The 17,937-nt window shown below is 38.2% G+C and carries 18 protein-coding genes and 2 other annotated features; of the genes, 6 read left to right on the forward strand and 12 right to left on the reverse strand.

The window, feature by feature from the left end:
• Positions 1–16: 16 nt before the first annotated feature.
• From ACIGHG_RS01695 to ACIGHG_RS01705, 3 genes are all read right to left on the reverse strand, one after another.
• Positions 17–1,351, reverse strand: coding sequence for a CoA-disulfide reductase (locus ACIGHG_RS01695; protein ID WP_336472119.1), 1,335 nt, complete (start codon positions 1,349–1,351; stop codon positions 17–19).
• Positions 1,352–1,415: 64 nt separating this feature from the next.
• A complete protein-coding gene (locus ACIGHG_RS01700; RefSeq protein ID WP_396546873.1) occupies positions 1,416–1,886 on the reverse strand; it encodes a GNAT family N-acetyltransferase in 471 nt (156 codons plus the stop codon).
• Between the two features lie 79 nt (positions 1,887–1,965).
• Positions 1,966–3,462 carry an L-lactate permease gene (locus ACIGHG_RS01705; RefSeq protein WP_336472121.1) on the reverse strand — a complete coding sequence of 499 codons (1,497 nt, stop codon included), beginning with the start codon at positions 3,460–3,462 and terminating at the stop codon, positions 1,966–1,968.
• A gap of 324 nt (positions 3,463–3,786) precedes the next feature.
• Here ACIGHG_RS01705 and ACIGHG_RS01710 point away from each other — a divergent pair, with 324 nt between their 5' ends.
• On the forward strand, positions 3,787–4,344 hold the full coding sequence (locus ACIGHG_RS01710; RefSeq protein WP_396546875.1) for a DUF4240 domain-containing protein: 558 nt from the start codon (positions 3,787–3,789) through the stop codon (positions 4,342–4,344).
• A gap of 159 nt (positions 4,345–4,503) precedes the next feature.
• Here the strand turns inward: ACIGHG_RS01710 and trpA are convergent, their stop codons facing one another.
• The 7 genes from trpA to trpE are packed head-to-tail and all read right to left on the reverse strand — an operon-like array spanning position 4,504 to position 10,841.
• Positions 4,504–5,256 (reverse strand): tryptophan synthase subunit alpha, encoded by a 753-nt coding sequence (trpA, locus tag ACIGHG_RS01715; protein WP_336472123.1) that lies wholly within the window; start codon positions 5,254–5,256, stop codon positions 4,504–4,506.
• Positions 5,257–5,259: 3 nt separating this feature from the next.
• Positions 5,260–6,453, reverse strand: coding sequence for a tryptophan synthase subunit beta (gene trpB, locus ACIGHG_RS01720; RefSeq protein WP_396546877.1), 1,194 nt, complete (start codon positions 6,451–6,453; stop codon positions 5,260–5,262).
• Positions 6,454–6,455: 2 nt separating this feature from the next.
• Positions 6,456–7,058: a phosphoribosylanthranilate isomerase gene (locus tag ACIGHG_RS01725; protein WP_336472125.1), complete on the reverse strand. Its 603-nt coding sequence runs from the start codon at positions 7,056–7,058 to the stop codon at positions 6,456–6,458.
• The gene (gene trpC / locus ACIGHG_RS01730; protein WP_396546879.1) at positions 7,055–7,816 is read right to left on the reverse strand and encodes an indole-3-glycerol phosphate synthase TrpC; all 762 of its coding nucleotides are present in this window, start codon (positions 7,814–7,816) and stop codon (positions 7,055–7,057) included. The genes ACIGHG_RS01725 and trpC overlap by 4 nt, the downstream gene beginning before the upstream one ends.
• On the reverse strand, positions 7,817–8,842 hold the full coding sequence (gene trpD / locus ACIGHG_RS01735; RefSeq protein WP_396546881.1) for an anthranilate phosphoribosyltransferase: 1,026 nt from the start codon (positions 8,840–8,842) through the stop codon (positions 7,817–7,819). It abuts the gene before it with no gap.
• Positions 8,839–9,426: an anthranilate synthase component II gene (locus ACIGHG_RS01740; RefSeq protein WP_336472127.1), complete on the reverse strand. Its 588-nt coding sequence runs from the start codon at positions 9,424–9,426 to the stop codon at positions 8,839–8,841. Before ACIGHG_RS01740 ends, trpD begins: the two co-directional genes overlap by 4 nt.
• Positions 9,423–10,841, reverse strand: coding sequence for an anthranilate synthase component I (trpE, locus tag ACIGHG_RS01745; RefSeq protein ID WP_396546883.1), 1,419 nt, complete (start codon positions 10,839–10,841; stop codon positions 9,423–9,425). The genes ACIGHG_RS01740 and trpE overlap by 4 nt, the downstream gene beginning before the upstream one ends.
• A 51-nt stretch (positions 10,842–10,892) precedes the next feature.
• Positions 10,893–11,127: a binding site (T-box leader), on the reverse strand.
• 41 nt (positions 11,128–11,168) lie between these two features.
• Positions 11,169–11,407 (reverse strand) — a binding site (T-box leader).
• Between the two features lie 305 nt (positions 11,408–11,712).
• Between trpE and putP the strand changes: the two genes are divergently transcribed.
• Both putP and ACIGHG_RS01755 read left to right on the forward strand, forming a co-directional pair.
• On the forward strand, positions 11,713–13,176 hold the full coding sequence (gene putP / locus ACIGHG_RS01750) for a sodium/proline symporter PutP (protein ID WP_336472129.1): 1,464 nt from the start codon (positions 11,713–11,715) through the stop codon (positions 13,174–13,176).
• A gap of 515 nt (positions 13,177–13,691) precedes the next feature.
• Positions 13,692–14,069, forward strand: coding sequence for an Ig-like domain-containing protein (locus ACIGHG_RS01755; RefSeq protein ID WP_090915110.1), 378 nt, complete (start codon positions 13,692–13,694; stop codon positions 14,067–14,069).
• A 185-nt stretch (positions 14,070–14,254) separates the two neighbouring features.
• Here ACIGHG_RS01755 and ACIGHG_RS01760 read toward each other — a convergent pair whose 3' ends face one another.
• Positions 14,255–15,166, reverse strand: a complete 912-nt coding sequence (locus ACIGHG_RS01760) for a DMT family transporter (protein WP_396546886.1) — start codon at positions 15,164–15,166, stop codon at positions 14,255–14,257.
• Positions 15,167–15,728: 562 nt separating this feature from the next.
• Between ACIGHG_RS01760 and ACIGHG_RS01765 the strand changes: the two genes are divergently transcribed.
• The 3 genes from ACIGHG_RS01765 (at position 15,729) to ACIGHG_RS01775 (ending at position 17,496) form a co-directional block, all read left to right on the forward strand.
• Entirely contained in the window at positions 15,729–16,460 is a 732-nt protein-coding gene (locus tag ACIGHG_RS01765; protein WP_396546888.1) for an alpha/beta hydrolase, read from the forward strand.
• 93 nt (positions 16,461–16,553) lie between these two features.
• A complete protein-coding gene (locus ACIGHG_RS01770) occupies positions 16,554–17,072 on the forward strand; it encodes a YjcG family protein (RefSeq protein ID WP_336472131.1) in 519 nt (172 codons plus the stop codon).
• 1 nt (position 17,073) lies between these two features.
• Positions 17,074–17,496: a GNAT family N-acetyltransferase gene (locus ACIGHG_RS01775; RefSeq protein ID WP_336472132.1), complete on the forward strand. Its 423-nt coding sequence runs from the start codon at positions 17,074–17,076 to the stop codon at positions 17,494–17,496.
• A 10-nt stretch (positions 17,497–17,506) separates the two neighbouring features.
• Here ACIGHG_RS01775 and ACIGHG_RS01780 read toward each other — a convergent pair whose 3' ends face one another.
• Positions 17,507–17,629, reverse strand: a complete 123-nt coding sequence (locus ACIGHG_RS01780; RefSeq protein WP_396546890.1) for a hypothetical protein — start codon at positions 17,627–17,629, stop codon at positions 17,507–17,509.
• Positions 17,630–17,937 lie beyond the last annotated feature (308 nt).

The following is a 17,937-nucleotide window of genomic DNA, read 5'->3' on the forward strand; positions in this document are numbered from 1 at the left end:
CTTGAAAAAGAGATGCTTATTCCCCCCTTCTCGCTGCTTGCTGCAACGGATCCCATACGCTGTTGTATGGCGGAGAGTAACTTAAGTCCACGTCTTCTAAATCATGAATCGTCATTTTATGAAACAATGCCATCGCAAGTACATCTATTCGTTTATCTACGCCCTGCTCGCCAATTACTTGTCCGCCTAATAACTGTTTTGTGTCCGTACGATACAATAATTTTACGTGCAGTGGTTTCTTACTTGGATAATATCCTGCTATGTTTGTTGAATCTATTTTTACAACTTCATATGGTACTTGTAATTGCTCTGCTTCTTTTTCATTCAAACCTGTTCGGCCTAGTGTTATGTCCATGAATTTCATAATTGCTGTTCCGACAATCCCTTTAAACGCTCTGCGTTTATTCACCATGTTTAGTCCGGCAATTCTTCCTTGTTTGTTTGCCGTTGTTCCAAGCGGAATATGATCATGTTTTTCTTTTATAATATGGTACTGCGTAGCGCAGTCTCCTGCCGCATAAATGTCCTCTATATTCGTTTGCATATACGCGTTAACTTGGATAGCACCTTTTTGATTTTTAATGATCTTTGTTTCCTCTAGAAAATCAGTGTTCGGTTTAACTCCAACGGATACTAAAACAAGATCTGTTTCATACATTCCTTTCTCTGTCTCCACAAACTCAACTTGCTCTTTTCCTTGAAATGATTTCACATTTTCATTTGTAAGAATTTCAATGTTATGTTTTGTTGCTTCCTCATGAATGTATGCTGCCATATCCGCATCAAATACGGTACCTACATATTGATTCCGCTCAATCATACGAACCTTTTTCCCAAGCTCGACAAATGTTTCTGCCATTTCTATCCCGATTGCCCCGCCGCCTATAATAGTAACATGTTCAACCTTCTTATTCTGAAGCGTCTCCATAATTCGCTCTGCATCCGGAATCGTTTTTAATAGATGAACGCCTTGCAAATTACTGCCTTTCCAGTTCGGCATAACTGGACGCACTCCCGTTGCAATTAATAAACGATCATATTCATATTCGAATGGTTCTGATGTTTGCGTATGTATGCCATATACTTTTTTGCTCGCTGGATCTACACGTGTCACTTCATGATTCACTTTCGCATCAATATGATATTTATTCCGAAACGTATCAACGCTTCTAGCAATTAACTTTTCAGTAGAAGCAATGACCCCGCTAATCGCATAAGGAAGACCGCACTGCGCATATGAATAGATTTCGCCTTTTTCTAAAGTGATTACATTTGCTTCTTGATCATTACGGACAATTTGCATAGCAGCACTCATTCCAGCTGCATCTCCGCCTATAATAATGTATTTCATCGTATCACTCCTTCTATCGTTTACAATTCCCATCTTGTGCAGTTATCAATCATTATGGAGTTTTTTATCTCACTTCATCCTCCTTAAATGGTAACTTATATAAACATTCCCCCTCAACTGTTCTGCCTGTATCTTCAAAACCAATGCTTTCATACATCTGTTTTGCAACGATATTATTCGGTTCAAAAGATAGAAAAATTTCATGACAATTCGCATCTTTTCTCATCTCATCTATTACGTATAAAAGTGCCGTTTTCCCATACCCTTTTCCTTGGTATTTATGATCGATCATGAGCCTACATATTTCAAAAAAATGATGTTGTTCACAGTAGCCATACATCGTAAAACCAACCATCGTTTCATCATTGTATATTGCCTTTGTAATCCAACCTTTTTGAATTTTTGACTGGGCTAATGATAATGCATTTGAGGCTACAAACTCTTCGCAAACAAAGTGCTTATCTTCTTTATTTGTAGTTAAGAATATACACTCTATCCAATTCTCATTTGTAATATCTCTTAAATTTATAGTCATTCTACGCTCACTCTTTCTCTTTTTATGAAATTACTTATTTCTACAAACAAAAACACTCTCCGATAAGAGAAATGTTTCTTTACACAATAAAGTGCCACACGAAAACTTCTCCCACCACAATTAATACAGCCCCGAAAATCATAAGTGTCGTCTTCTTCAATAACTCATTTTCTCGAAATGGAATGTTACATAAATAAGCACCAAGCGTAATTCGCGATGGACAAGCAATGGTTGCAACAGACGAACTTGTATTTTGCACCGTTGTTACAAACTGCCACGGAAGCCCCACGTTCTGTGCTGTTTGCATTTGTAATTTCATAAACATCGCATTTGATCCTGCGTTACTTCCCGTTAAAAAACCGCCCATACCACCGATAAATGGAGCAACGAAAACAAACATCATTCCAAAAATATGACCAGCAGCTTCCGCTAATAAGGCATGCATCCCTGCTGCACCCATTAGTTCTGAAATCGCAATAAACATGGTCGTTGTAATCGCAAAAGGAATCCATTGTTTCACCGTTTGCAATAATGACTGCTTTATTATAATAGAAGGAATCCGGAAGGAAATAATGGTAAATACACATGTAACCCCAAGCCAAAATCCTGGTGAATATAATAACTCAAGTTTGTAAGAATAAGATGGCAAGTTAATAACTGCATATGATTGTAGTGCACTATGAAACGACGGAATCAGACGAGAAAGCAAAATACAGACTGTTAAAAATAAATACGGGCTAATTATTTTTACAATAGAAACTTCTTGCTGCTTGGCAGCTGCATGTTCCGAATACACTTCTTTCTGCTGTTTTGCTGTCATTTTAATGATAATAAATCCAAATGTTATCGTTACAATCGCACTTAAAATCCCTGCTAATTCAACACTTACATATGTACTAGACAAATAGATGGAGAGCGAAAATAATAGAAAAAAACCAGTTGCTTCTTTCCATTTTTGCATTGCTGCAGCCCAGCCACCGACTATATATAATGAAAGAATGATAAAATACGCAAAGATTGGCACACTTAATAGCGCTGTACCAGAGCCAAGTTGTACTAAAGGCATATCAATAAGTCCTGAGCCAATAATCGTTCCTGTTGCCATTGCTCCCCATGAGCTTGCTAACAAACCAATAAACGAAAGTAAAACAGCTTGAAACGGCTTGTAACCGAGCGAAAGAAAAATAGGAGCAGCCACCATAAATCCAATTCCAAATCCACTTACTGATTCAATAAGAGGACAAATCCCAAAACACATGAGAAGCATTTGCAGTAAACGGTCATGTGTAACATGTTCCATAAAACGAGCAACTTGATCGATATACCCCATTTTATTCATAAGGTGAAATAAAAAAATACCAAAAAACAATACGTATCCAACGATAAAACAAATTAAAGCGCCTTTTATTGTTGCATGGGTAATCTCCCCTATTCGCAAGCGAAACACCGGTGATAGCAAGACAATTCCGCTGCACACAACATAAGAAATTATCGATGCTTTCAGCGATGTTTGCTTGAAGACAAATAAACAAATAAAAATCATCATGATTGGAATAAGAGCTAATAATACTGTCATACCATCATCTCATTTCTTGTAAGGTACAAATTGAAAAAACGTTATAAAACCTCTTTTCTTTTTAAAGGGGCGATAGCATCTGGCCATGCATAGCAGCGGTCAGAGCCTTTTTTTGCCACGGGCAAGGGTTAAAACAAAAAGAGAAAGCAAGTGCAGGGCATGGTTTTTCTTCATAGCAGCAACTTATATGTTAAAAAATATTATATAACATAAGACAGAATATTCAATTCATTTCATGTCAGTTTTTTATCCTATTCTTTATCTGATGAACTATTAAAAACATGCTACACTACAAACAACACCTTTTTTAGAGGAGCGATGGCAATGAACCAAGAACAATTTTGGCAACTGATTTCAGAAATGAATACAAAAGACGAAACAAGTGAATGGTTAGTTGAGCAATTAGCTGCAAAATCCGCAGATGAAATTGCAGATTATGAAATCCATCTTCAAACTGCTTTACAGCAATCTTACACATCCTCTTTATGGGCAGCTGCTTATATTATTTTAGGTGGATGCTCCGATGATTCATTTGATTACTTTAGAGGTTGGCTCATCGCATGTGGACAAGAAACATTTGAATCCGCTGTGCAAAACCCTGAAAATCTAGCAAACTTAATTCCTGCTTACTATGAAGAGGACGAACTCATTCCAGAATTTGAGGAAATGTTAAGTACTGGATTTGAAGCTTTCAGCCTAAAAGAAACAGGAGATACAGAGTGGGATAATGAAATATGGGAGAAATTCTCATCGTTACTTGATGAAAAAGGTTATGAGTCATTTGAACAAGGAATAAAATTTGACTGGGAAGAAGATGAGGACGAATTAGCTGAGCGCTTCCCAAAACTGTGGGAACGTTTTGGTGAAAATCCATTAGGTTAATATATGGAGCTGACTCAAAAGAGATGTAAATGTCTTTTGAATCAGCTCCTTGTTTATATGTCTCTAATATATCGATTGCTTTTTAGAATATATCGACCGTTTTTTAATATATGTCGGCGATTCGACATTATGTGCACTTGAGTTTTGCCGTTAACTCTTTTATTTCACCGCAGCAATCAGCTCACGAATCTCATCTCGCTTTTCGCTCTCTAACAGCTCAATGACTTTACTTCCGACAACTACTCCGTCGCATACTCGAGTCATTTCCTCTATTTGCTCCGCCTTCGATATACCAAATCCCGCAACAACTGGAAGCTGAACATGTGCTTTCACCTTTTCTAAGTAGGTGTGTAATTCTTGTGTGAAATCGCGGCGTACTCCCGTTACGCCCGCTACTGTGACAGCATAGACAAACCCTTGCGATTCACTTGTAATCTTTTTAATTCGTTCTATGGGGCTCGTTACTGTTACGAGTGGAATAAGCGCAATGTTTGCATCGTATAGCAGCGGTGTAATGATATCTTGTTCTTCATATGGGAGGTCTGGCACGATAATCCCATCAACGCCTGCTTCAATACAGCGCCCGGTAAAACGTTCTTTCCCAAATGCTAAAATAGGATTTAAATAGGTCATGAGTACAAATGGAACTTGTACTTCTCTTCTCACTTCCGCAAGCGCTTGAAAAATGTCTTCTAACGTTGTTCCATTTTCTAATGCTCGTTTTCCTGCCCTTTGAATCGTTGGTCCGTCTGCAACTGGATCGGAAAACGGGATTCCAATTTCAATAATGCTTGCCCCGGCTTCGTCTAAAAAGCGAATTTGTTCTTGTAAATCGCCATCTCCACCCATTACGTACGGGATGAATGCTTTTTTCCCATTTTGAAATGCTTTATTAATTCTTTCTACTCCCATCACTTACACCTCTTCCATATAATGTTTTATGCTTTCAACATCTTTATCGCCGCGTCCTGATAAACAAATAACAAGTCCCTCGTCTTTTTTCATAATTGGAGCTAGTTTAAGTGCATATGCCACAGCATGCGAGCTTTCTAGTGCCGGTATAATCCCTTCTTGTTTCGTTAATAGCTGAAAAGCATGAAGCGCTTCTTCATCTGTTATGGAGTGATACGATACACGACCAATGTCTTTTAATAAACTATGTTCCGGACCAACTCCCGGGTAATCAAGCCCTGCTGAAATGGAGTGCGCTTCTTGAATTTGCCCTTCTTCATTTTGCAAAATATACATCATCGATCCATGCAAAACGCCAACACTTCCTTTCGTTAATGTTGCGGCATGCTTTTCTGTATGAATTCCCTTACCTGCTGCTTCTACGCCGTAAAGCGCAACTTCTTCATCTTGTACAAATGGATAAAACATCCCCATCGCATTACTGCCGCCGCCAATGCAAGCGACAACTGCTTCCGGTAATTTCCCCTCTAGCACTGCATATTGTTTCTTCGTTTCCGTTCCGATTACACTTTGGAAATCACGAACCATTTGCGGAAACGGATGCGGTCCAAGAACAGATCCCATAACATAGTGCGTATCATGTACATGTGAAACCCAGTAGCGAAGCGCCTCATTTACTGCATCTTTTAACGTCCCGCTTCCTGCTGCAACACTTTCTACTTTTGCTCCGAGCAGTTCCATTCGGAAAACATTTAGTTTTTGTCGGCGCACATCTTCTTCTCCCATAAAGATGACACATTCTAAACCAAGCAGTGCGCATACTGTTGCTGTTGCGACTCCATGCTGTCCAGCACCTGTTTCAGCGACAACTTTCTTCTTGCCCATTCGCACCGCAAGAAGCGCCTGCCCAATTGTGTTGTTAATTTTGTGAGCACCCGTATGATTTAAATCTTCACGCTTTAAATAAATTTTTGCACCGCCGCAATACTTCGTTAGATTTTCTGCAAAATAAAGCGGTGTTTCTCTGCCGACATACGTTTGTAAATAATGCTGTAATTGCTTTTGAAATGATTCATCTTGCATTGCCTCTTTATATGCTTCTTCTAATTCTAAAACAGACTGCATTAACGTTTCTGGAACATAACGCCCTCCGTATATGCCGTAATGACCTTTTTCATCTGGATATACATATTGCATAGTTAACACTCCTTCGCTTTTGTTATAAATTGTTTTATTTTCTCGATATCCTTTTTACCATTTGTCTCTACACCGCTGCTCACGTCAACCATATACGGCCGAACCATTGCAATTGCTTCTGCAATATTTTCAAGTTGTAATCCGCCAGCTAATATGCATTTTTTTTCAATCGGATTTGACCGCAATAACTCCCATGAAAATGTTTTTCCATTTCCGCCATGAAACTGCTCTTTCGGACTATCAAATAATATAAAATCAGTTTCATATTCCTCTGCTCGTTCTATATCTTCGCGCGAACTTACACCGATCGCCTTTATACACGGAATATTCAATCTTTTAATATGGTAATTTTGTTCATCCCCATGCAGTTGTACATGCGTTAAACCGCAATATGTTACAATATTCTGAATCACTTCAATTGATTCATTTACGAAAACGCCAACTTTCATTACATTCTCCGGGAGTTCTTCAATCATTTGTTTTGCCTGATCTGGCGTAATTTTCCGCTTACTTTTCGCAAATACAAACCCAATGGCATCTGCTCCGTATTCACAAACGATTTTTGCTGTTCTTATATCAGTAATCCCGCAAATCTTTACTTTCATATCGTCACCTGCAGTGATTGAAAAAAGTCTCCGACAGACGGTGCTGTCATGAACGCTTCTCCGACAAGAATTCCTTTTGCACCAGCTTTTTTGACACGTATAATATCCTCTTTCGTATGAATACCGCTTTCACTAATCCAAAGTACATTTTGTTCATTTAGCCGTTTCCCAAGCTGTTCTGTTATTCTTAAATCCACTTCAAATGTTTTCAAATTTCGATTATTTACCCCAATGACATCAGGATTGAGCTCTAATGCTGTTTCTAATTCCTCTTCATTATGAATCTCTACAATCGCTTCTAAGCCGAGCTCTTTTACGTACGTATATAGCGCAAATAATTTTTCTTTTGTTAATGCAGCAACAATAAGTAAAATGAGATTTGCTCCCGCATCATATGCCTGGTCAATTTGAATTCTATCAATAATAAAATCTTTACATAAAAGTGGTACATTCACATGGGCTCTTGCTGTTTCTAAATCGTGAAAAGAGCCCTTAAAAAATTGACTATCTGTTAAAACAGAGATTGCCCCTGCACCATTTGTTTCATAGAGCTCTGCTTGTTTAACGACATCAACATGTAAGTTCATATCCCCTTTAGACGGTGAAGCACGTTTTATTTCTGCAATTACAGTAAACTTTTGCAGCGCTTCTACGAGAGAATATGATGTACGTTTTTGCTTTGCTGGGATATACGTTTCATATAACACCGCTACTTCTTTCTTTTTTTGCTCAATAATTTTCGTTAAAATCGTTTCCATTTAGTTCACCCTCTCTAGCTTTTGATGACTCTCAGCAATTAATAGATTTAGTTTCTCCAGCGCCCTTCCCGAATCAATACTATAAGCCGCTAAGCGAATGCCCTCTTCAATTGTCACTGCTTTTCCGTTTGCAAAAAGAGCAAGCCCTGCATTGAATAACACTGTATCACGGTATACGCTCTCTTCTCCGCGCAGCACATTTAATGTAATATTGGCATTTTCCTTTGCATCTCCGCCTCTAATCGCTTCGTTTTTCACACGTGAAAATCCATACTCTTCTGGAGAAACACTTACTTCCATAATGTTGTTATCTTTTAAAATTGCTACGTGATTTTCTCCTTGTAAAGATGCCTCATCTAAAAATCCACTGCCATTTACAACAATTGCTCTTTTTCTGCCAAGCTTTTGCAAGACTTCCGCTACAGGAAATAACATCTCACGTTTGTAAATACCGACGAACTGTGTTTCTAAGTCAATTGGATTTGTAAGTGGTCCGATTACATTAAAGATTGTTGGAACATTTAATTCCTTTCTTACTTTCATAATGCGGCGCAGTGCTGGATGCATCGCCGGTGCAAATAGAAAGGCAATCCCAACGTTCTCTAACAAATAATCAATTTGCTTTGGCGAACACGCTATGTTCACCCCGAGTTCTTCTAATAAATCTGCACTTCCCGTTTTACTAGAAACAGCGCGGTTTCCATGTTTCGCAATCTTTACGCCTGCACCGGCAAGTACGAAAGCTGATGTTGTACTCACATTAAACGTTTGCGCCCCGTCTCCTCCTGTTCCGCAATTGTCCATCGCATTTGTAATATGATTAGAAAATGGCAATGCTTTTTCACGAAGGGCGCGAACAAGGCCGTATATTTCATCCGCTGTTTCCCCCTTTGCCTTTAACAACGCTAAAAAGGCTGCAATCTCACTTTCTAAAATATCTTCGTTTAATAAGCTAATACCCGCTTCATACATTTCATGTTCCGTTAAATCTTGCCCTTCTACTAATTTTCGAAGATAACTGTTCATACTCTCTCCCCCTCTTTCACATTAGATAAAAATGCCCGTATTAATTTATCACCTTCTTCAGTTGCAATGGATTCCGGGTGAAACTGTAATCCAAAAAGCGGATAGTAATGATGACGAACTGCCATGATTTCTCCATCATCCATCGCTGTCGCTAATACATCAAAACAACTAGGAAGATTGCGCTGCCTTGCTACGAGTGAATGATAGCGCATCGCTGTCAGCGGCTGTTTTACATATGAGAATATCGATGTGCCATTATGTTTTACAAGCGACGTTTTCCCATGTTTGATCTTTTCTGCCTGCACAACTTCTCCGCCAAAAGCAGTAACAATCGCTTGATGTCCTAGACAAATACCGAGAATCGGAACTGTTTTATAAAAATGCCCAATCACATTCATACAAACCCCTGCATCTTCCGGCCTTCCAGGTCCTGGTGAAAGAATAATTGCTTTTGGCTTCATGTCCACTAGTTCCTCAATTGTCACTTCATCGTTACGCACTACAACAATATGTTCTGTATGATGACCTAACAATTGATACAAGTTATATGTGAATGAATCATAGTTATCAATTAAGACAATCATTTCATTACCTCCAAGAGCGCTTTTGCTTTATTTAGCGTTTCTTCATATTCAGCCGCAGGGTTCGAATCATACACAACGCCAGCGCCCGCCTGTACATATGCTTTCTTATCTTTTATAACCATCGTTCGTATCGCAAGTGCCATATCCATATTGCCTGAAAATGAAATATACCCAACAGCTCCGGCATACACATTTCGCTTTTCTGTTTCTAATTCGTTTATAATTTCCATTGCTCTAATTTTAGGAGCTCCCGATACAGTTCCTGCTGGTAAGCAATATGCTAATGCATCAAAACAATTCACCTTTTTTCGCAATGTTCCGTAAACTTCAGATACAATATGCATAACATGGGAATATTTCTCGATTTTCATATATTTATCTAAATGTACAGAACCGATCTCACTCACCCGGCCAATATCATTTCTTCCTAAATCAATAAGCATCATATGTTCTGCCCGTTCCTTCTCGTTTGCAAGCAGTTCCTTCGCTATCTTTTCATCCTCTTCTTTTGTTTTTCCGCGCGGCCTTGTTCCGGCAATTGGATTTGTCATCACCTTTTCATCTCGTACAGAAAGCAAACTTTCTGGTGAAGAGCCAAGTACGACGTAATCTTGAAAATCAATATAAAACATATAAGGAGATGGATTCGCGGTGCGAAGACGGCGATATAACGCAAATGGATCTCCTGTAAAATCACTTTGCAAACGCTGTGATAATACAACTTGAAAGATATCCCCTGCCCGAATATATTCCTTTGCCTGTTCAACCATTTTGTAAAACCTTTCTTCTGTTACAGAAGATGTAAATGATACAGAAGCACACAGCGCTTTCACCTGCTCCTCTGATTCATGCAGCAATTTTTGCTTATACGTTTGCAGTTGTTCATAAACCTCTTCATACGAGTCCGTATCGCCGCTGCGATATACATATACAAATGATAGCTTTTGCCTTACATGATCGTATACGACAAACATGCGGTAAAGCAGCACATGTACTTCTGGAATATTTAAAGGGTCAGAGAGCATCTCTCCAATATCTTCATATTGCCGAATAACATCATACCCAATATAGCCAACCGCTCCCCCGCAAAATGGGAATGGACTCTCAACTTTTTCTAATGCAAGAACACTTTCTAGCTCCTTTAATACGTTTCCGTTTACCTTTTTTAGCGCACCATTTATCATAATCTCTACTGTCTTACCAATACTTTTTATTTCGCCGTAAGGATTACACCCTAAATAGGAATAACGACCTTTATCTTGATGAAGCTGCGAACTTTCGAGTAGAAATTTTTTCTCACCTGTAGTGCGGCGATATAGCGCAATCGGTGTCACGCTATCCCCTTCTTCTTCTTGAATAATAAGAAAGGTTTTCCCTTGCTTTTTTTGTATTATAAATTGATCTTTCGTTATCATCACTGTCACCTCTTTTCCTAAAATAAAAAAGTCCCCTGCATATGGAAATATGCAGAGGACGATAAAATTACCGCGGTACCACCTCTTGTTGGATGCAAAGCATCCCGCTTTTTCAAGTACAATATTATACCCTATCCTTGTAACGGCGGAACCCGGGTTGCCTACTTACAGTTCAGCATACCTCTCGTAAGCCCATTCCGCATATGGCACCGCACCGGGCTCTCACCTATCCCCGGCTCTCTGGAACGTCTCCAATATACGTACTCTTCTTACTCATCGATTTATCATATTCATTTTTTCTATACAAAAAGGGAGTACTCATCCTATAAAAAGGACGGGTACTCCCGTGGTGCCACCTTAATTCGTTACAAAAGTAACGCACTTTTCCGTATCAAAATACAATACGTGTCTCTTGTAACGATGAGATCCTTTCGCCAAAGCCTACTTCTTTCGTTTCGGTTTGGAAGCTCCGAAGCCCATTCCATATTACTTTCATACTGATTCGCACCAACCATCAGCTCTCTGACATGTCCATAATACGTACTCTTCTTCATCAACGCTTGCATTTTTAAATTTGAAATCATTATATGCTTTTCTTTTTTTGGAAGTCAATACTTTTCAAAAAAATATTTTTATCTATATATTAAATATTATATTGACAAAATAACTCATTTTTATGTAAAAATAATAAATACTCTATAAAAATAGTTATACACTACCCAAAAATCTTTATATTAGTAAAATAATCTATCTTCTAAATACACCCATATTTCTGAAAATTCATATTTAGAAGATAGATTTTTACACATAACCATGTTAGATTATAATTATGTAACGCATCAAAAGATACTACTTAGGAAAGGGGACTAACATGAACACACAGATTTTAATTTCTATTTCGATCTATATGATCGGGATGTTAGTAATTGGCTATATTGCCTACAAACGAACATCAAACTTAACAGATTATATGCTTGGCGGGCGTACATTAGGTCCCGCAGTAACAGCACTAAGTGCAGGCGCTGCTGATATGAGCGGATGGCTGTTAATGGGGTTACCCGGTGCGATGTTTGCAACAGGTCTAAGCAGCAGTTGGATTGCGATCGGCTTAACACTCGGCGCTTATGCAAACTGGCTATACATCGCTCCTCGCTTACGTACCTACTCTGAACTTGCAAACAATTCAATTACAATTCCAGAATTTTTAGAACATCGTTTCCATGATAAATCTCATATGCTACGCCTTGTTTCCGGACTTGTTATTATGATTTTCTTTACATTTTATGTAGCTTCGGGATTAGTTTCAGGTGCTGTTCTATTTCGTAATACATTTGGAATGGACTATCATATGGGACTTTTCATCGTTGCCGCTGTTGTTGTAGCTTATACGTTATTTGGCGGGTTCTTAGCTGTAAGTTGGACAGACTTCGTGCAAGGGATTATTATGGTCGTTGCACTCGTTTTAGTTCCAATTGTAACAATTATGAATGTAAATGGCCTTGGACCAGCATTTCATACAATTCAATCTATTGATCCAAACTTATTAAATATCTTTAAAGGTACTTCTGTACTCGGCATTATTTCCTTATTTGCTTGGGGTCTTGGTTATATTGGACAACCTCATATTATCGTTCGCTTTATGGCGATTTCATCTGTAAAAGAATTAAAAAGTGCTCGCCGCATCGGCATGAGCTGGATGATTTTCTCTATCGTCGGCGCTATGTTTACTGGACTAATCGGGATTGCATATTATGCTGACATGGGCAAAAAATTAGCAGATCCAGAAACGGTTTTCATTGAACTTGGAACAATTTTATTCCATCCACTTATTACTGGTTTCTTACTAGCTGCTATTTTAGCAGCAATTATGAGTACAATTTCTTCACAGCTTCTTGTTACATCAAGTGCGGTAACAGAAGATTTATACCGAACATTTTTCCGCCGCTCTGCAACGGACCGCGAACTTGTTTTTGTGGGACGTATGGCCGTTCTTATTATTGCTCTAGTAGCAAGCGGACTTGCCTTTAAACAAAATGACACAATCCTAGCACTTGTTGGTTACGCTTGGGCAGGTTTCGGTTCTTCATTTGGACCAGTTGTTTTATTAAGCTTGTACTGGAAGCGAATGACGAAATGGGGCGCTCTTGCTGGTATGATCGCTGGTGCAACAACCGTTATCGTGTGGACACAATTTAAGTTTTTAAAAGATATGCTATATGAAATGATTCCTGGTTTTGCTGCGAGCTTACTCGTTATTATTATTGTAAGCCTATTAACAAAGCCATCAGAAGATGTTCAAAAAGAATTTGAAGAGTTCGAAAAAATAGCTTCTTAATAAAAAACAATCCCTGCTTTTATACAATAGAAGCAGGGATTGTTTTTTATATTAATCCATTTTAATTTTTCAACATGCAAATCACTGCTATGCAGAACAAACAGTGACCGCTACTTGCTTTCTCCCTTTGTTTTACACTTTGCACGTGGTAGGAAAAGGCCCTGACCACTTCTATGCACGGCCAGATGCTCTCGCCCACCTGAAAAGAAAGGAGTTTTTTATGTCAGTTTTTCAATTTGTATTTACATATTATTGTACTGAATTTTCTGTAAATTAACAAATTCTTTATATTACCTTAAATTATTTCTAACATTCTTTGTATATAGTATAACTAAGAACATGATACAGAAGGACTAAATCAATATTACAAATTAATATCCAAACAAAAGAGAAACACCTAAAAAGAGTAAATGCAAGAAAAAGTGGACTAAAGTGGAGATTTAGAGGGTTGTATTTCCTATGAATGACCACACATGAATACTTTTGTGCATATTTTTTGAAGGAGGACATTTTTTATGCAATCACCATTTCACTCACAAAAACACCTTACATCTTCTCCATGTGCTGCAATACAAACAGATCTGCCTCATATTACCATTATTCCTTCCATTGTGCCGGTCATTGGTATACAACTGCACAAAGCTAAGTTAAAATTAAAAGCTGGGCAACGTGCGGAACTTACAGCAACTGTCCTTCCTTCTCAGGCAAGTAACCAGGAGATCATTTGGACGTGCATGAACCCCCATATTGTAGAGATTCATACCGAAAAACAGAAAGCAACTGTAATAGGAAAACAAGCTGGCCGAGCTGTTATTATTGTCACAACCGCAGAAGGTAAATTTCGTGATCTATGTATTGTCCACGTTCAGCCGTATATGACAAAACCAAAATAAAGTGAAACTTCCGTCAGTAGGGGGTTCTTCTTTGCTTCTCTCTGAATCTTGAGGTGGGGGTCTTACTGCCCACAAATAGCGGGATAAAGCGCAACTTCCAATAATGGAAGTTGCGCTTATATTCAATTCTACTAATTGTATCTTTATAATTTTTTTCATCTATTCATGAGATAGAGCTCTTATGATTATGTCTCTTGTGTATATACCATGCCTTCTACCGGCTCTTTATATGTACGCTTTTGTTGTTGTAATAAAAAGATACATACGCCGCATAATACAAGAATGCTTCCTACCACTTGCGTAGAATTTAATTTTTCACCGAGTAAAAAGAAAGCGAGGATCATCGCACCAACAGGCTCACCTAAAATACTCATAGAGATTGTTGTTGCATTTACATAATTCAATAGCCAATTATTAATCATTTGAGATACAGTCGGTACAGTTGCAAGTAAGAAGAATACAGTCCAGTCCCATGATGAATACCCTGCAAATGGAATTTGTAGCATCATATTATATACACTTAAAAATAACGCCGCAAATGTAAAGACAGTAAAACTATAAATCCAATGCGATACTTTTTTCACTGTCGTTTGCCCAATAAATAAATATCCAACCACTGCAATTACACTCAAAAATGATAGTATATCCCCTAAGACTGCTTCTTTGCTTAGCCCTAAATCTCCCCATCCAATACACCCTACACCAATAATTGCAATTCCCATTGTTGCAAGTGAAATGAGTGTTGTTCTTTCTTTAAATAAGAAAAATCCTCCAATGAGGGATACGAGTGGTTGTAATGCTAAAATTATCGTAGAACTTGCAACTGTTGTAAATTTTAACGATGCAAACCATAGAAGAAAATGTAGTGCTAAAAAGAAACCGGATCCAATTAAAAATCCCCAGTCTTTCTTCTCAATTCTCGTAAATTCCTCTCTTTTCTTCCATACAATCGGAATCATAATAATTACAATAATCCATAAACGATACATACTTAAAATAGAAGATGGTGCTGTAGACATTTTTACAAAAATAGCCGCAAATGAAATCGTAATAATCGAAATCGCTAGCGGCAGTGCTATTGATTGTTGCTGCTTCATATGTTGTCTCCTTATCTATATAAAGTGAAACTTCCGTCAGTGGTTTTTTTCATCCCCCACCTATCTTCTTTAGAAAAGCGGAAGTGGCTCGTCCAAAATATGAGGGGGATGGAGCTTCTGACGTAGAGGTGTATTTTACCTCGTAGGAAGAAGCGAAGCCACCGAACATTCTAGCCACTGGAACTGGACAATACTCTCTCTGAACCTTGAGGTGGGGGTCTTACTGCCCACGAATAGCGGGATAAATCCATTGTGATTTTTCAACATATAAGTCGCGGCTATGTAGATCAAAACATGATCGCTACTTGCTTCCTCCCTTTGTTTTAAACATTGCACGTGGCAGGAAAAAGCCCTGACCGCTTCAATGCATAGCCAGGTGCTCTCGTCCACCTTAAAAGAAAAGGGGGGTTTTATGTCATTTTTTCACTTTGTATTTATATAAGCAAAATTCTCATTTCATTATAGCCCTTTCTTCCAATACTGAATACTAATTTTTTAGATTCTTCTCATTCTTATGCTAAAATAAAGTTGTAGTAACTTTTTACTTAGGGGAGATTACACGATGACACAAACAATAGGAAAAATTGAAGAACTGACATTTTACAGCAAATCATTGCAAGAAGAACTGACGCTTCTCGTTTATTTACCGGCAAATTTCACGCCGCTTCATAAGCACACCATTGTAATTGCACAAGATGGAAGAGATTATTTTCAACTTGGAAAAGCCCATCGCGTTATAGAGTCACTTCGCGAAACAGAGGAAATTGATCGAACGATTATTGTTGGTATTCCATATAAGGATGTACACAACCGAAAAAAAAAATATCATCCAAACGGATCGCAAAATGACATGTACATTCGCTTTTTAGCTCATGAACTCGTTCCATATTTAGATGAGCAATACCCAACGTATCAAATGGGGAAAGGCCGCGTTTTAATCGGGGATTCTTTAGGCGGTACAGTTTCATTTATGACAGCACTTATGTATCCGCATACATTTGGAAAAGTAATTATGCAGTCGCCGTTTGTAAATGAATCTGTACTAGAGCGTGCTCAAGCATTTACGCAACCACACATGTTAGATTTATATCACATCATCGGTACAGAAGAAACTGACGTAAAAACGACAGATGGTAATATTTCAGATTTTGTAGCGCCGAACCGCGAGCTACATTCTCTTCTTACTGAAAGAGGATTTACAACTTATTATGAAGAATTTGATGGCAATCACACATGGAAATATTGGCAAAAAAACTTACCGCATGCATTTTCTCATATGCTAGCGCTGAAATAATATACAGTATTATTCAGAATCATCTGATATAATAAAAAAGAGTTCTTTTTTCACACAGACATTTTACGTTCAGACAAGGGGAGGAATTTAGAGATGAAACTAGGTATTGTAATATTTCCATCAAAAATGATTCAAGATAAAGCAAACGGTCTGCGTAAGCGTTATGATCCACATTATGCATTAGTTCCACCACACATTACATTAAAAACACCTTTTGAAGTGGCTGATGAAAAATTAGAAACGATTGTGCAAGAGCTTCATACAATTGCAAATAAAACAAACCCTTTTACACTACATGTAGGAAAAGTGAGCTCTTTTGCACCTGTAAATAATGTTATTTATTTTAAAGTAGAAAAAACACCAGAATTAACGTTCCTAAACGAAGAAATGCATAACGGTATATTTACACAAAATCGCGAATATGCTTTTGTGCCGCACCTTACAATTGGACAACAATTATCCGATGCAGAACATGCGGATGTTTTAGGTCGCTTAAAGATGAAAGATTTCTATTATGAGCAGCCAATCGATCGGTTCCATTTACTATATCAACTAGAAAATGATACATGGACAGTATATGAAACATTCCATTTAGGAAAGGAGCAACAATAATTTGCAAATTCAAGTTGTACAAAACGAAAAGCAGCTAGAGGATGCCTTTTCCGTTCGTAAACAAGTATTTGTAGATGAGCAAAAGGTTGCAGCCAAAGAAGAATACGACGAATATGAACACACTGCAAAGCATGTTGTTTTATACGATCAAAATGTTCCAGTTGGCGCTGGGCGCTTTCGTATTGTCGATGGTATCGGGAAAATGGAACGCATTTGTGTCCTATCATCTTACCGCCAAAAAGGAGCTGGCAAGATGATCATGGACGCATTAGAAGTTCTTGCGAAAGAAGAATCTCTTCCGAAGCTGAAACTTCATGCGCAAACGCACGCTGAGTCGTTTTACCATAAGCTTGGATACGAAACAACTTCTGATGTATTTATGGAAGCTGATATCCCGCATGTTGTGATGATAAAAAATCTATAAAAGAAGCGCCTTATTTGGCGCTTCTTTTTATGATTTCTACAATCATCACATAATGATTTTTCAACATATAAATCACAGCTACGCCAAACAAAAAGTGACCTGCACTCGTTCCCTCTCTTTGTTTTAACACCACACAGGGCAGGAAAAGGCACTGACCGCTTCTACGTATCGCCAGCTCCTCTAACAAGAAAAGGGCTTTGGTTTCGTCTTTTCAACATATAAATCGCAGCTATGCCAAACAAAAAGTGACCTGCACCTATTTTCTCTCTTTGTTTTAACACCGCACGGGGCAGGAAAAGGCACTGACCACTTCTATGTATCGCCAGCTCCTCTAACAAGAAAAGAGCTTTGGTTTCGTCTTTTCAACATATAAATCGCAGCTATGCCAAACAAAAAGTGACCTGCACCTATTTTCTCTCTTTGTTTTAACACCGCACGGGG

The sequence above is a fragment of the Bacillus sp. NPDC077411 genome (assembly GCF_044543425.1).
Classification (GTDB): Bacteria; Bacillota; Bacilli; order Bacillales; family Bacillaceae_G; genus Bacillus_A; species Bacillus_A bruguierae.

What these genes read in the sequence shown, in the direction of transcription:
- ACIGHG_RS01695 (WP_336472119.1), bottom strand. Translation starts at nt 1,351, where the DNA reads ATGAAATACATTATTATAGGCGGAGATGCAGCTGGAATGAGTGCTGCT.
- ACIGHG_RS01700 (WP_396546873.1), bottom strand. Translation starts at nt 1,886, where the DNA reads ATGACTATAAATTTAAGAGATATTACAAATGAGAATTGGATAGAGTGT.
- ACIGHG_RS01705 (WP_336472121.1), bottom strand. Translation starts at nt 3,462, where the DNA reads ATGACAGTATTATTAGCTCTTATTCCAATCATGATGATTTTTATTTGT.
- ACIGHG_RS01710 (WP_396546875.1), top strand. Translation starts at nt 3,787, where the DNA reads ATGAACCAAGAACAATTTTGGCAACTGATTTCAGAAATGAATACAAAA.
- trpA (WP_336472123.1), bottom strand. Translation starts at nt 5,256, where the DNA reads ATGGGAGTAGAAAGAATTAATAAAGCATTTCAAAATGGGAAAAAAGCA.
- trpB (WP_396546877.1), bottom strand. Translation starts at nt 6,453, where the DNA reads ATGCAATATGTATATCCAGATGAAAAAGGTCATTACGGCATATACGGA.
- ACIGHG_RS01725 (WP_336472125.1), bottom strand. Translation starts at nt 7,058, where the DNA reads ATGAAAGTAAAGATTTGCGGGATTACTGATATAAGAACAGCAAAAATC.
- trpC (WP_396546879.1), bottom strand. Translation starts at nt 7,816, where the DNA reads ATGGAAACGATTTTAACGAAAATTATTGAGCAAAAAAAGAAAGAAGTA.
- trpD (WP_396546881.1), bottom strand. Translation starts at nt 8,842, where the DNA reads ATGAACAGTTATCTTCGAAAATTAGTAGAAGGGCAAGATTTAACGGAA.
- ACIGHG_RS01740 (WP_336472127.1), bottom strand. Translation starts at nt 9,426, where the DNA reads ATGATTGTCTTAATTGATAACTATGATTCATTCACATATAACTTGTAT.
- trpE (WP_396546883.1), bottom strand. Translation starts at nt 10,841, where the DNA reads ATGATAACGAAAGATCAATTTATAATACAAAAAAAGCAAGGGAAAACC.
- putP (WP_336472129.1), top strand. Translation starts at nt 11,713, where the DNA reads ATGAACACACAGATTTTAATTTCTATTTCGATCTATATGATCGGGATG.
- ACIGHG_RS01755 (WP_090915110.1), top strand. Translation starts at nt 13,692, where the DNA reads ATGCAATCACCATTTCACTCACAAAAACACCTTACATCTTCTCCATGT.
- ACIGHG_RS01760 (WP_396546886.1), bottom strand. Translation starts at nt 15,166, where the DNA reads ATGAAGCAGCAACAATCAATAGCACTGCCGCTAGCGATTTCGATTATT.
- ACIGHG_RS01765 (WP_396546888.1), top strand. Translation starts at nt 15,729, where the DNA reads ATGACACAAACAATAGGAAAAATTGAAGAACTGACATTTTACAGCAAA.
- ACIGHG_RS01770 (WP_336472131.1), top strand. Translation starts at nt 16,554, where the DNA reads ATGAAACTAGGTATTGTAATATTTCCATCAAAAATGATTCAAGATAAA.